Genomic DNA, 13,573 nt, shown 5'->3' with positions numbered 1-13,573 from the left:
ATGACGGAACAGACAAAGAAGATTTTGATCATCCTGGTGGTGATTCTCGTTGTATCGGGCTGGATGATCAGCCAGCGAAACCGCCTGATCGCGGCCGACGAGACGGTATCGGCGGCCTGGTCCGAGGTGGATAACCAGCTTCAGCGGCGAAGCGATCTGATCCCCAACCTGGTGGCAACGGTGCAGGGTGTCGCCGGGCACGAGCGGGAGGTTTTCTCCGATATCGCCCAGGCTCGGGCCCGCCTGGCTGGAGCGTCTACGGTAAGCGAGACAGCAGAGCACTACCAGGAACTCCAGGGCGCCCTGAGCCGCCTTCTGGTGGTGGTGGAAAACTACCCCCAGCTTCAGTCAAACCAGAGCTTTATCAGGCTCCAGGATGAGCTGGCGGGAACGGAAAACCGCATCGCCGTGGCCCGGAACCGCTACAACGAGGCGGTCCGCCGGTTCAACACGCAGATCAGGACCTTCCCCGCCTCCATGCTGGCGCCCCGGTTCGGCCTGGGCCAGCGCGATTATTTCGAGATCAGCGAGAGCGCCCGCACCGTTCCCCAGGTTAATTTCCAGCAGAACTGATCCCGGCAGAAGCCACCGACGCCGCGGGGGAGATCTTCTCCTCCCGGCGGGTTCCTGCGCCGGGCCGGGCAGGAACCTGCCCCCGGGCCTGAAGAATTTCCTCCACACCCCGGCGGATCGCCTGGCTTGCGGCGTTGTAGGTGGCGCTGATCGATACCCCGAGTCCGGCGTTCACCGTGTCGTGGAGCAGGTGGGTGCTGAGTTTCACGTAGGCCGGGGCGTTGATCGCGCCCTGATCGTCCCGCAGGAGCAGGGGGCCCAGGGTGAATTGCTGGTTCAGGGAGGAAATGCGCCGGGTAATGCCGGGGAAAATTGCCTTTACCACCTGGAAGAAGAGGGTGTGGTAATGATTGTCCCGACTCAGGAGCCGCAGGATCTGGCGATACCGGTCACGCCGGGATTCTCCCCGGGAGGTGCGCCGCTCCGGCACCAGACGAAGCAGGAGGGTCCTCGTCTCGGGGTCTTCGAACTCCTTCTCGGCAGCGATCAGGAAGAGCGCAACCGATGCGGCGTTGCGGGAGAAGGCGGGAAGATGGTCCGCCTCCTGGGCCAGCAGGCGCAGGAGACGGGGGACGGCGCCGCGAACAATGCGGCTGTGGTCCAGGGAGCCCGCCGGGAGAAAGCCCCGCGACCGTTCCACGATCGCCGTGATGGCCTCGTCAAGAATCCGCAGAACCCTGAGGAGCTCCTGATGAAGTTCGCTGCGGCGAAGTGCATCCAGAACGGTTCCCACCGCCCGGGCCTGGGGTTCGGAAAGGATGCGGTACGGTGAGTCTCCCGCCCCGCCGTTCCCGTCCAGACCCGCCAGAAGGGAGCGGACAGCCTCGCGGGTGCTCCCCCGAAGAAGCCCCAGGAGGAAGGAATCCAGATCCTGCACGGCCCGGGTCGTGTCGTCGGGGATAGCGTTCCGGCTCACGTAATAGGCGATCAGATCCCGGCTCCTGGCTCCGGCGGGAACAAGCGATACCCGGTCCCGCACCTGCTGGTCCAGGATGAGGGAAAAGAGCTCCCGCAGTTTACCCAGAATGGTTACGGCCGGATCGAGCTCGGTCTGCAGAAGGTTCAGGGCAGGGTCGGAGGGGACAAACGCCACGTTCCGCAGACGGGCCTGCTCATCCCGGGTTATCTGCAGCTCCGGCTCCACGTATCTGTTGTAGTTGGCCGCCACGGCCCGGGGGTCAAAACCACTCTCCCCGGCGGGCTGGTAGCGGTTGTGCCAGATCATCACGGGAAGGTCGGGTACGATCTCGAAGACGCTCCGCAGATACCCTCCGGCCGAGACGTGGGCCGTGGGTTCGGCGTTGGTAACCAGCAGGAGTGATCCCGTGGAGGGAAGAAATCCCAGGTTTTCCTCCACGCTGATTCCCGCCGGCATGTCGTAGATGAGAAGGTCGTAGGCCCCTACCAGATCCCGGGCGAAACGGGCAAAGAGTTTGTCCTTGGCCGACCCGGGATGGGGAAAGACCAGATCGAGGTACTCTGTGTAGGAGAAGACAAAGGAATCCAGATTTCCCCGGGCATCGTGGCCGGAGAGAACCGGCGCGAGGGCGCCCTCGGGGAGGTCCAGAATGACCGCCACGTTCGAGAGAGGGTCCAGATCCACCAGCCCCACCCGAAACTGTTTCCGTGCCAGGAGCAGGGCGATGTTCAGGGCCGTGGTGGACTTCCCTACCCCTCCCTTTCCCGATCCTATAGCAATGCTCCGCTGGCGAAGCTCCCTGAGAAGGTCTGCGTCCATTTTCCTTGTATCGGAGCGCAGAGGCCGATCCATGAGAGCCGATCGGGAGAAGGACTCAGTTCGGCCCCCGGCGCGAGCGAGACAGGAATACCCTCCCTGGCCCCGGCCCAGAATTGCCATGGACCAGAAGGGAGAAGATCGGTACATTTGTGGCATGAGCGACGAAATACGACCCGCTGGAAAGTCTCCCAAGGAATCCAGTCTGGACCGGCGCATTCTGGAGCTGGTCCCCCCTTCCCTGACCACCATCGCCCAAAGGATGCTCCAGGACGAGGAAATCAAGGCGCTCCAGGATTACGCCAACGTTGTCAGCATCCGCCGGCTCGGCTTCAACGACCACGGGCCGGTGCATATGCGGAAGGTCGTGAGGAACGCCCTGACCTTTGCCGGGCTGCTGAAGGAGGCGGGGATCCCCATGAGTCTGGAGCAGGAAGGAATCGGCTCCTTCGAGGACAGCGTCTTCGCCCTCTTCACGGCGGGGCTTCTCCACGATATCGGAATGTCCGTGACCCGCCAGGACCACGAGCGCTACAGCACCGAGTTGGGCAGGCCCATCGTGGACCGTTATCTGAACCTCTACTGCCCCGACGATGTGGCGCGCCACGTGATGCTTCGGTCGCTCATCACGGAGTGCATTGTGGGTCACATGGGGACGATCAGGATCCATTCCGTGGAGGCGGGGCTCATTCTCATTGCCGACGGCTGCGATATGGAGAAGGGCCGGGCGCGGATTCCCCTGCTGATCAACACCGAGGCCCGGGTCGGGGACATCCACAAGTATTCTTCCTCGGCCGTGGAACGGATCACCCTCTCGGCGGGTCGGGAGAAACCGATTCGTATCGAGATAGAGATGACCCAGTCGGTGGGATTTTTCCAGGTTGAGGAGGTGCTCTTCCCGAAGCTCTCGGTGAGCCCCGCCCGGGATCATATCGAGCTCACGGCGGGGATCATCGGCGAGACGCCCCGCCGCTATCTGTAGCGGGGCTGCCCGGGACTCCAGCCAGCCTGACCGAACTACCCGGCCTTGCCTGCCCAGGCTGGCCGGGCGAAGCCAGGCCCCGGCGGGCGTTCTGAGCGCGTTCTACTGGTCGGCCAGGTACCGTTCCGCTTCCAGGGCAGCCATGCACCCCGTTCCGGCAGCGGTTATGGCCTGGCGAAAGGTCTTGTCCTGGACATCGCCGCAGGCAAAAACACCGGGAACGCTGGTGGCCATGGACCTCCCCCGGGTGATGATATACCCCGTCTCGTCCAGCTCCACCTGCCCCTTCAGGAAGGCCGTATTCGGTTCGTGCCCCACGGCATAGAAGAGGCCGCTGGCGGGCAGAACCCGGGATTCCCCGGTCTGATTGTTCCGCACCAGTACTCCCGAGAGCAGTTTCCCGTCCCCCTGAAGCTCCTGGGCGTTGGTATTCCACAGGACCGTGATCCGGGGGTGTTCAAGAACACGTTTCTGCATGGCCCGGGAGGCGCGCAGAACATCGCGTCGCACCAGCATGGTGACAGAACTGCCAAACTTCGCCAGATAGGAAGCTTCTTCACAGGCAGAATCGCCNCCGCCGATCACCACCAGCGGTTTGTCGCGGAAAAGGGGCAGCGCACCGTCGCAGACAGCGCAGGCCGAGACCCCTCGCTGCCAGTACTGGTCCTCTCCCGGCACCCCCAGACGACGCGCCGTGGCGCCCGTGGCAATGATCAGGGTTTCGGACCGGTGGGTACCAGCGGCTGTGCGAACCAGAAAGGGCCGCTGCGAGAGATCCACCTCCTGGACCGTTTCCGTTCTGATTCGCGTTCCCAGGTTGGAACTTTGTTCGCGCATGGCCCCCATGAGCTCCGGCCCCGTAATACCCCGGGGNAAGCCGGGAAAGTTTTCCACCTCCGTGGTGGTGGTCAGCTGCCCTCCTGCAGCCACCCCGCCCGCCATAAACCCCTCGAACAGGAGCGGTTCCAGATCGGCCCTGGCGGCATAAATCGCTGCGGTATGCGCAGCCGGTCCCGATCCTGCGATGATAACCCTTTCAACCCGTTCCTGATCGCTCTCCGTGGTCGGGGAATCTGTCTTGAGATCCCCCAGAGCCTCCACCTTGAAAGAATGTGCCATACACGTAAGGTAGGGAAATATTCGCAGCCGATCAACAGGGTCGAACAGCTTCGCAAGACGTGATACAGTCCCGGACTATGTATATCCACGAACAGTCCCTGCGCCCCTGGATCACGGGCCTCCTTCAGGCCCTGGGGATGGACCTCTCCCGGGCAGGGACGGTGGCCGACATCTTTGTTCGCGCCTCCCTGCGCGGCCTGGGACACCACGATATTCACGATCTGCCCCACCGGCTGGAACTCCTCCGCTCGGGCCGGATCAACCCGGCCCCCTCCTTTACCATCCTGAGGGACGAACCGGCTCTCCTGGCCTTCGACGGCGACGGGGGCCCGGGGGAACTCTGCTGCAGCCACGCTCTGGAAGTGGCCCTGGAACGGGCCGAATCCCGGGGAATCGGCCTTGCCACGGTACGCCGGAGCAATCACTTCCTGGCAGCCTATCCCTACGTGCAGCGCGGTGCCGAGAGGGGTGCCCTGGTGCTGGTCCTGAGCAACACCGACCCCACCATGACCGGTCCCGGGGGAACCGAGGCGATCATCGGGAATAACCCCCTGGGGTTCGGCGCTCCCGGGGGCCCCCCCCTTCTCTTCGATTCCTGCCTGGCCTACAGCTCCATCGGCCACCTCCATTCACTCTGCCGCAGGGGAGAAACGATCCCGCCCCACTGGGCCCTGGGGCCCGATGCAACCCCCACCACAGATCCCGCCGAGGCGCTGGAGGGGTGGCGGCTGCGCCCCATCGGGGAACACAAGGGGTTCGGCCTGGCGTTGATGCAGGAAGTCCTCACNGCCGTTCTGGCGGGGGGGGAAACCACCACGGCGATCCAGCGTCCGGGGGGAATCAACAGCCACAGCCAGACCGTTATCGCCATCGCCCCCGATCCCGCCCGGCCCGATTCGTTCTCCCGGGGGGTCAAAACCCTGGAAGAGCAGATGGCCGCCCGGGGGCATCGACTTCCCGGCGCACCCGGGCGTCAGGACCGCCCGCAGGAACAGATCCACATCAGGGAAGAGGCCTGGCTGGAGCTGGAGCGCTGGAGCAGGGAGCTGGAGGTAGCGCTTCCGGGAACGATTTCCCGATGCTCCCGGGATGCCCCGATTCTCCCGGGATAATTGACACCCCGGAGCAGAGGGACTAATATATAACAAATTATCCATTATCTGAAGGAAGCGACATGGCCGATCTACGCGTACAGTATATGGGACTCCAGCTCGAAAACCCCCTGGTTGTATCGAGTTCCGGGCTCACCCGCACAGCGGAACAGGTGAAACAATGCGAGGCAGCCGGGGCAGGAGCGGTTGTCCTGAAATCTCTCTTNGAGGAAGAGATCCAGGCTCATATCGACGATGAATCGGGGGGCACCGAGCACACCGAAGCGGTTGACTACATCCGGGAACTCGAGACCGATGCGGGNATTCAGGCCTACACCCGGGTAATCCGCGAGGCCAAATCCTCCGTGAAGATTCCCGTGATCGCCAGCATCAACGCCGTGACCCGCAACTGGTGGGAAGACCACGTGGCCGAGATCGCCCGGGCCGGGGCAGACGCCCTGGAGCTCAACATCTCCCTCATGCCCTACGACTACAAAAATACCGAGCAGGAGATCCTGGATTTCTATGTTCGCACCGTCGAGGCCGTTCGGGCCCGGGTGGACCTTCCCCTGGCCGTAAAGATAGGCCAGCACTTTACCTCTATTCCCGCTCTGGTGGACCGCCTTCGCTGGGCCGGAGCCCAGGCGGTGGTTCTCTTCAACCGCTTTTACCAGCTCGACATCGATATCGAGAATCTCCGGCTCCAGAGCGGATCNCCCCTGAGCATTCCCGCGGATCTGGCGCTGACGCTCCGGTGGCTTACCGTCACCTACGGAAAGACCGAGGCCCAGCTCGCCGCCAACGGGGGCATTCACAGCGGAGCCGATGCGGTGAAAGCGCTCCTGGCGGGCGCAGAGGTAGCCCAGGTCTGCTCGGCCCTCTATCAGAACCAGTACAGCCACCTCACCACCATGCGCGACGAGATCGCCTCCTGGATGGACCGCCACGGCTACTCCGAGATCAGCCAGTTCCGGGGAAAGCTCAGCCAGAAGAAGAGCTCCACCCCCGAAGCCTTCGAGCGGCTGCAGTACATCAAGGCCCTGGTAGGCCACGAGTAGGCACGGTGCCCCGCCGGGGGCAGACGCAAAAAAAGCCCTCCCGAAGGAGGGCTTTTTTTTGCCTGCAGGAATCGCAGGAAGTACAGCGCTTCCCGGCCTGGATACCGGGACCGGATCACCGGGGCTAGACCAGACCGGCGAAGCCCCCAAAGGCCAGGGCAAGAAGCCCCGCCGTGACCAGGGAGATGGGTGCTCCCCGCATCGCCTTGGGAATATCCAGGAGATCCATCTTTTCCCGGAGCCCGGCAAAGACGTAGAGGGCCAGCACAAAACCCAGGGAACTTCCGATCGCGTACACCACGCCCTGTCCCAGGGTATAGCCCTGACCAACCACGATGATCGCCACACCGAGGATGGCACAGTTCGTGGTGATCAGGGGCAGGAAAACCCCCAGCGCCTGGTAGAGCGCGGGACTTACCTTTTTCAGCACGATCTCTACGAGCTGCACAAGGCTGGCGATCACCAGAATGAACGAGACCGTCTGGAGGAAGACCAGCCCCAGGGGCTCCAGAATCATGGTCTGGATCAGAAAGGTGGCGATCGTCGCCATGGTCATGACAAAGATGACGGCAGCTCCCATCCCCACGGCCGTAGAGACCCGGGAACTCACCCCCAGAAAGGGACATATCCCGAGAAACTGCGAGAGGACGATGTTGTTCACCAGGACCGCCCCAATAATTATTACCATATAGTCCATAGCTGTCCCCCTAGGCTCTGCTCGCCGATACGGCGGCTGCTTTTTTCCGCACCGCTTCCACGGCCGCGATCAGGAATCCCAGGGCCAGAAACGCCCCGGGAGGCATCACGAAGAGAAGAATCGGATTGTCACTCAGAAAAGGCACGGGAAGACCGAAAAGCGCTCCGGCGCCCAGTATCTCCCGGGCCGCCCCCAGAAGGGTCAGGGCAAAGGTAAAGCCGAACCCCATTCCGAAGGCGTCCACCACCGACACAACCAGACCATTCTTGCTGGCGAAGGCCTCGGCCCGCCCCAGAATGACGCAGTTCACCACGATCAGGGGAATAAACAGACCCAACTGCTCGTGAAGCGGGGGAAGGAAGGCCGCCATGGTGAGATCGATGATCGTAACAAAGCTGGCGATGATCACAATGAAGGCGGGGATTCGCACCTTGTCGGGAATCAGGTTTTTCACCAGCGCCACCACCACGTTGCTCCCCAGAAGTACCGCCGTGGTGGCCAGCCCCATACCCAGACCGTTTATGGCGCTGGAGGTGACACCCAGGGTGGGACACATTCCCAGAAGCAGAACGAAGACGGGGTTCTCCTTGAGAAATCCCTTGAAGAACTCTTTTTTCATGTTTATGTCGCTCACCGGATACCTCCCTCGAGGGCCTTCCACCCGCGCTGAACAGCCTCGGTCACAGCCCTGGTGCTGATCGTGGCTGCCGTTATGGCGTCCACCGTGCCTCCATCGCCCGTTACCGCCACGGGCTGATCGGCGGGCCGCAGCCCCACAAAGCCGGAGCGAAACTCCTCCTCGGTGATCCGGGCCCCCAGGCCGGGCGTCTCCTGATGGCGAAGGATGCTCAGCCCCGTCACTGCACCCTCCCGNTCGAAGCCCACCATGAGCTCGATGGAACCGGAATAGGCGTTATTCGAGATCGACTGCACGGCGTACCCCACGGGCTCCCCNCCCAGGGTGGCGGGGAAGATCTCNATCGCGGGATCGTCGGCAGAGAAAAAGGACTCCTCCGTGGGAGCGTTGTCGAAATCGGGGACCACCTGGGCAACGGCCTGGATCCGCCGCTGNCTGGCCAGCTCCTCCAGAATGGGAGCNGTCTTGAAGTTCGTCACGGCCAGGGCCGAGGCCGAGACCAGGGCGATCAGGGTCAGTACGATGAACATGTTCGGAAGGGTCGATTCCAGTTTCTTCATTTCCCACCTCCGTACCCGAACTTCCGGGGTTTCACGTGCCGGTCAATCACCGGAACCAGGGCGTTCATGATGAGGATNGAGTAGCTCACTCCCTCGGGGAACCCCCCAAAGAGGCGGATAATCCCCGTGAGCACCCCCGCCGAGGCAGCAAAGATGATNCTCCCGGCGAGAGACATGGGCGATGTGGCCATATCGGTCACCATGAACCAGGCACCGAGCATGGCACCCCCGGCAAGAACGTGGTAGAGCGGATCGATATACACACCGGGATCGACAACCCAGGCGATTCCCGTGACCAGGGAGATCCCGGCCAGAAAAACCAGGGGCATCTGCCAGGGCACGTAGCCGCGCCAGACCAGAAAGAGCCCCCCCAGAATAACCGCCAGGGCGCTCACCTCGCCGATACACCCCCCGATATTTCCGATGAAGAGGTCAAGATAGGAGGGGAGCTCCACGCCGGCGAGCCCCGCCGAACCCGGGTCCTTCACCAGCCCCAGGGGTGTAGCCCCCGTAACAGCCGAAAGATCGAGACTCAGCCGCGCCGCTCCGGGAACGGGCCAGGTGTTCATCTCCACGGGGAAGCTGATCAGCATGAAGGCGCGCCCCACCAGGGCGGGGTTGAAGGGATTGTTTCCGATCCCGCCGAAGGCCATCTTCCCGATACCGATCGCCACGAGCGCTCCGATGACGATCTGCCAGAGCGGAATGCTGGCGGGAACGTTAAAGGCCAGCAACAGCCCCGTCACGACGGCAGAGCCATCGGTAACGGTGGTGGTCTCCCGCTTGAAGACGTAGCGCACGATCAGGTGCTCCACGGCCACCGACGCGAGAACAGCCACGGCGGTAACGATCACCGCCCGAATTCCGTAAAACCACACCCCCGCCAGCGTTGTCGGTACCAGCGCCAGCGCCACGGTCCACATGATCCGCGCCACCGACTGGTTTGCCCGCTCGTGGGGCGGGAGTGCGATGATCAGCCCCTTGGGGTCTGTAGCCTGCGTACTCACTGGTTCCCCCTCACTCGTGCGCGTCGCAACTCGCCTACCTTGCCCTTGCCCAGACGCAACCAGTCCAGAATCGGCCGGTTGGAGGGACAGTCAAAGTTGCAGCTGCCGCATTCGATACAATCCATGATTCCTTCCTGTTCCGCCGCTTCGAAGCGGTCCCGCTGGACGAGTTTTTCCAGCAGATAGGGCTCGAGCCCCATGGGGCACGCCGTGACGCACCGGGAACAGCGGATACAGGCACAAACCGCCAGACGCCGCGCCTCGGCAGCGGGGAGCATGATGAGCCCTCCCGATCCCTTGGTGACGGGCACGTCCAGGCTTGTCACGGCACGGCCTGTCATGGGCCCCCCCATGACGATCTTTCCCGTTCCCTCGGGGACCCCTCCGGCCGCAGCTACCAGNTCCCGCAGGGGGGTTCCCAGGCGAACCCGGAAGTTCCCCCCGCCACCGCCGGCAACGAGCTCCTTGCCGGTGACGGTCACAACCCGGTCGATAAAGGGCCGGTTTTTCTGAACCGCCTGATATACCGCGATGGCCGTCCCCACGTTGCTTACAACGCAGTTCACGTCCAGGGGAAGCTTTCCGCTGGGAACCTCGCGCCCCGTGGCGGCCTCGATGAGCTGTTTCTCCCCACCCTGGGGATACTGCTCTTTCAGGGCCACCACCGAGACAAAGCCCTCGGGAATCTTCCCGGCTGCGGCTTTCTCCTTGATGCGTTTTTCCAGCAACTCGATCGCATCGGGCTTGTTCACCTCGATCCCGATGATGGTCCTGGCGGCCCCCGAGGCCTGCATCAGGAGACGAATNCCCACGATCAGCTCGTCGGCCTGTTCCAGCATCATCCGGTGATCGGCCGTGAGGTAGGGCTCGCACTCCACCCCGTTAATGAGGAGGGTATCCACGGTGCGCCCCTCGGGGATGGAGAACTTCACCGCCGTGGGGAAGGTTGCCCCGCCGGCACCGACGATACCGGCCTCGCTGATCCGGGAGACGATCGCTCCCCGATCCATGGAGATCTCCTCCACCAGATCGGGCGATGTATCCACCGCCTCGTCCCATTCGTCGCCCTCGACGGCGATCACCAGGGCATCGCGGCGGTGCCCCTGGGCGTCTATAACGGTATCGATCTTCTTTATCTTCCCCGAAACCGAGGAATGAACAGCAGCAGAAATGAAGCCACTCGCTTTGGCCAGGAGGGTTCCCACACGCACCTGGGCACCGCGCTCCACCACCACCTCGGCGGGCTTCCCGATGTGCTGACTCAGGGGAATCATCACTGTGGCCGGAGGGGGAAGCTCCGTAATCGCCATGTGACCCGTCAGCTTGTTCGCCGGAGGATGAACCCCGCCGACAGAAAAGGTCTTGACTCTGGACATGTTCGCTCCTTCACTGCAGAGCCCCCTCCATCAGGTGGAGGAGGGCTCGGTCTCTGCCTTCGCGGGCTTGGGTTTGGGGGGATCGAAGGTGGCAGCGATCGCCCTGGTGGGGCACACCGCAACGCACTTTCCGCAGGCAATACATTTATCGGAATCGATGAAGGCGAGATTCTTCTCCAGGGTGATCGCCTGGACCACGGAATCGCAGACCTTCTTGCACTTTCCGCACCCGATACAGGCCACGGAGCAATTTTTCTTTGCCACCAGAGCCGGTTCGTGGTTGCGACAGTTGATCCAGACCCGCCGGTCCCGGCGCCCCACGGGGCGAATCTCGAAGAGACTTCGGGGGCAGGCCTTCACGCAGGCCCCGCAGCTGGTGCAGAGTTCCTGGTCAACCTCGGGCAGACCCGTCACGGCGTTCATGGTGATCGCGTCGAAGGGACAGACCACATCACAGTCACCGTAGCCAAGACACCCGAAGGGACACCCGCTTTCACCGGAAAAGGTGCTGTGGGCGATCANACAACTCCGGGGCCCGTCGTAGCTGGTCTTGGGAGGCGCGCACTCCCGGGTTCCCCCGCAACGAAGAACCGCCACGGTGGCCTTGGCGGCCCCCACCTCGAGCCCGAAATAGGCCCCGATCCTGGTCATCGTCTCGGCGCCCCCGGGAGGACAGGTCATATGGGAGATATCNCCCTTGTCGGCAGCCGCAACCAGCGCATCTGCCATGCCTGAACACCCGGGAAANCCACAGGCACCACAGTTCACACCGGGGAGCATCTCGCCCACCTCGGCCACCCGCGGGTCCTCCTCCACAGCAAATACACGCGAGATCACGTATAGAATTGTTGCAAAGAGCGCGGCCACGGCACCAAGAGTAAGTACCGAAAAGAGAATCATCTGGCTCACGACGTACCTTCCTTCCGCACGATATGGAATGGAGCACCACCTCGCTGCTCCTCCTCACCGGAGTCCACCTCGGAAACCCGAAAACGAACGATCCGGGCAAAAAACCCACGAAACGCGTAGACAAGAGCGTAATAGGGGACCAGCGAGGCCACCGCACCCAACCCGGCAAACTCCTCCCGGGGCACCACCCGGGTCAGGGAAAAGAGCACCGTTACAACCAGCACAAGGGGAATCACAAAGCCCACGGCCACCCCGATCCAGCCGATTCTCTCTTCCAGAGAGACCCGGACGGTCATGCCCGGGCGCAAATTCCCCTGATTCGCAACCTGCACGGTCTTCACCGCCGACTCACCGGCGGCGCAGAGGGCCTTGACGTGGCACCCGGCGCAGGCGCTGCGTTGAAGAATCTCTACATCGGCCACGGCGCCCCGCACGGCGGCCACCACTCCCTGCCGCGATACCTCACGACAGCCCCGTTCTTGTATATCCATAGATTTCCCCGGTCGGGATCGACTCTTGTGTGGCGCGATTATAACGGGCTAATCGATGTTTTTGCAACGGGTTTCACGATAAATCACAATTTAGCGCACAATTAAATGTGATTAATTCTTTATTGCAGTTCAAAAATTATTGCAGGNACAGCAGCGGTCGGGCCTGCACCGTGCGAAAGCACCTTGTCACTATNCGAAAGTCGTTGTCATTGTACGGAAGTTGGGCCAGAATCATATTCATGAGACGCTCCGATCATCACCTGCTCTCTTCCTTCGTGGTAACCTCGGCGGCCCTCTGCGGAGGAACTCACGGCAACGAACTCACGGGAATCACCTGCGTGCGCAGGCGGCAGGAGCAGTTCCCGGCCCTCTCACCGCTGCCGGGCCCCCTCCCCGGGGCGACAGCTGCCGAGACCTTTCAGCTGATCCCGCTGATCGCCAACCCCGGGGCGGCAGAGCGCAACCGGCGGTACNTCGACTTCGATCTGAACCGCTGCTTTGGCGCGGAGGACCTCTGCAGGGACTGGTCCGACTACGAGCGCCAGCGGGCNGAGGTNCTGAACCGCCGCTTCGGCCCCAAGGGATCNGCCGACCCCGCCTGCCAGCTTCTGATAGATCTTCACACCACCACGGCCGAACTGGGGCCCACGGTCATTATCAACGAGGAGGATCTCTTTGCCCGGCTGCTGGCGGCAGCGGTCCAGGCCGAGATCCCGCACCTGCGGATTCTGAGCTACTTTGCACCCCGGGAGGGCACGCCCACCGGGGAGACCACGGGAGCCGAAAAACCGGGAACGGGGACACAGGGAGATAAAATACCTGGTGGCGGGGGGCCCGGGGCGTCACACCGGCCCGGAGACTACCCCTACCTCGCCGAGATCACCTCCTCGGGAATCGAGGTCGAGATCGGCCCGATCGCCCANGGCACCCTTCGGGGAGACATCCAGATTATGAACGAGCGGATTGTAAACNCCCTGNTTGCCACGGTAGACCGCTGGAACANGGACGAACCCCTGNAACTCCCGGGGACAATCACCGTTTACCGCTTCACCGGGGATCAGGACTACCCCCGCGATCACCGGGGGAGGATCACCGCCATGATTCACCCCGAGTTCCAGGGCCGGGATTTTCAGCCCCTGACGCCGGGAGCTCCCCTCTTTCTGGATTTTCAGGGCCACACCATTCCCTACGAGGGGTCTGCGGGGCTCAGGCCGGTCTTCATCAACGAGGCTTCCTACTACGAGAAGCACACGGCCTTCACCCTCACCGAGGAACAGATCCTCCCCCTGGTACCACCCGACCTGAGGGGCCCCTGAATCCGACAGGCTGCTCTCGGGC

General features: G+C 62.8%; 14 protein-coding genes. 5 read left to right on the top strand and 9 right to left on the bottom strand.

Annotated features, from left to right (window positions below; translation table 11 throughout):
• Entirely contained in the window at window positions 1-573 is a 573-nt protein-coding gene (locus B071_RS0101790) for a LemA family protein (protein ID WP_018525391.1), read from the top strand.
• On the opposite strand, the gene B071_RS0101785 is transcribed toward B071_RS0101790, so the two are convergent.
• Window positions 554-2,467 carry a MinD/ParA family ATP-binding protein gene (locus tag B071_RS0101785; protein WP_157702975.1) on the bottom strand — a complete coding sequence of 638 codons (1,914 nt, stop codon included), beginning with the start codon at window positions 2,465-2,467 and terminating at the stop codon, window positions 554-556. The two genes, B071_RS0101790 and B071_RS0101785, sit on opposite strands and share 20 nt — an antisense overlap.
• Here B071_RS0101785 and B071_RS0101780 point away from each other — a divergent pair.
• Window positions 2,466-3,290, top strand: a complete 825-nt coding sequence (locus B071_RS0101780) for an HD domain-containing protein (RefSeq protein ID WP_040587025.1) — start codon at window positions 2,466-2,468, stop codon at window positions 3,288-3,290. The two genes, B071_RS0101785 and B071_RS0101780, sit on opposite strands and share 2 nt — an antisense overlap.
• A 102-nt stretch (window positions 3,291-3,392) precedes the next feature.
• Here the strand turns inward: B071_RS0101780 and trxB are convergent, their stop codons facing one another.
• Window positions 3,393-4,409, bottom strand: a complete 1,017-nt coding sequence (gene trxB / locus B071_RS0101775; protein WP_018525388.1) for a thioredoxin-disulfide reductase — start codon at window positions 4,407-4,409, stop codon at window positions 3,393-3,395.
• A gap of 77 nt (window positions 4,410-4,486) precedes the next feature.
• On the opposite strand from trxB, the gene B071_RS0101770 reads away from it, so the two are divergent.
• Window positions 4,487-5,521, top strand: a complete 1,035-nt coding sequence (locus tag B071_RS0101770; protein ID WP_018525387.1) for an Ldh family oxidoreductase — start codon at window positions 4,487-4,489, stop codon at window positions 5,519-5,521.
• A gap of 62 nt (window positions 5,522-5,583) precedes the next feature.
• Window positions 5,584-6,558: a dihydroorotate dehydrogenase-like protein gene (locus B071_RS0101765; RefSeq protein ID WP_018525386.1), complete on the top strand. Its 975-nt coding sequence runs from the start codon at window positions 5,584-5,586 to the stop codon at window positions 6,556-6,558.
• Between the two features lie 124 nt (window positions 6,559-6,682).
• On the opposite strand, the gene B071_RS0101760 is transcribed toward B071_RS0101765, so the two are convergent.
• The 7 genes from B071_RS0101760 to B071_RS15310 form a co-directional block, all read right to left on the bottom strand.
• Window positions 6,683-7,255: an electron transport complex protein RnfA gene (locus tag B071_RS0101760; protein ID WP_018525385.1), complete on the bottom strand. Its 573-nt coding sequence runs from the start codon at window positions 7,253-7,255 to the stop codon at window positions 6,683-6,685.
• Window positions 7,256-7,265: 10 nt separating this feature from the next.
• A complete protein-coding gene (gene rsxE, locus B071_RS0101755) occupies window positions 7,266-7,889 on the bottom strand; it encodes an electron transport complex subunit RsxE (protein ID WP_018525384.1) in 624 nt (207 codons plus the stop codon).
• On the bottom strand, window positions 7,886-8,422 hold the full coding sequence (locus B071_RS0101750) for an RnfABCDGE type electron transport complex subunit G (RefSeq protein WP_438829527.1): 537 nt from the start codon (window positions 8,420-8,422) through the stop codon (window positions 7,886-7,888). Before B071_RS0101750 ends, rsxE begins: the two co-directional genes overlap by 4 nt.
• Before the next feature lie 26 nt (window positions 8,423-8,448).
• Window positions 8,449-9,459, bottom strand: a complete 1,011-nt coding sequence (locus B071_RS0101745; RefSeq protein ID WP_018525382.1) for an RnfABCDGE type electron transport complex subunit D — start codon at window positions 9,457-9,459, stop codon at window positions 8,449-8,451.
• The gene (gene rsxC, locus B071_RS0101740) at window positions 9,456-10,835 is read right to left on the bottom strand and encodes an electron transport complex subunit RsxC (protein ID WP_018525381.1); all 1,380 of its coding nucleotides are present in this window, start codon (window positions 10,833-10,835) and stop codon (window positions 9,456-9,458) included. Before rsxC ends, B071_RS0101745 begins: the two co-directional genes overlap by 4 nt.
• Before the next feature lie 30 nt (window positions 10,836-10,865).
• Window positions 10,866-11,615, bottom strand: coding sequence for an RnfABCDGE type electron transport complex subunit B (locus B071_RS0101735; RefSeq protein WP_438829526.1), 750 nt, complete (start codon window positions 11,613-11,615; stop codon window positions 10,866-10,868).
• Window positions 11,616-11,740: 125 nt separating this feature from the next.
• Window positions 11,741-12,235 carry a SoxR reducing system RseC family protein gene (locus tag B071_RS15310; protein ID WP_018525379.1) on the bottom strand — a complete coding sequence of 165 codons (495 nt, stop codon included), beginning with the start codon at window positions 12,233-12,235 and terminating at the stop codon, window positions 11,741-11,743.
• A 239-nt stretch (window positions 12,236-12,474) separates the two neighbouring features.
• On the opposite strand from B071_RS15310, the gene B071_RS18110 reads away from it, so the two are divergent.
• Window positions 12,475-13,551, top strand: a complete 1,077-nt coding sequence (locus tag B071_RS18110; protein WP_018525377.1) for a succinylglutamate desuccinylase/aspartoacylase domain-containing protein — start codon at window positions 12,475-12,477, stop codon at window positions 13,549-13,551.
• The last annotated feature ends 22 nt before the right edge of the window (window positions 13,552-13,573 follow it).

Source organism: Alkalispirochaeta alkalica DSM 8900, from assembly GCF_000373545.1.
In the GTDB taxonomy this organism is placed as follows: domain Bacteria; phylum Spirochaetota; class Spirochaetia; order DSM-27196; family Alkalispirochaetaceae; genus Alkalispirochaeta; species Alkalispirochaeta alkalica.
The sequence above is the reverse complement of the archived record's forward strand: the minus strand, read 5'-3'. Positions and strand labels throughout refer to the sequence as shown.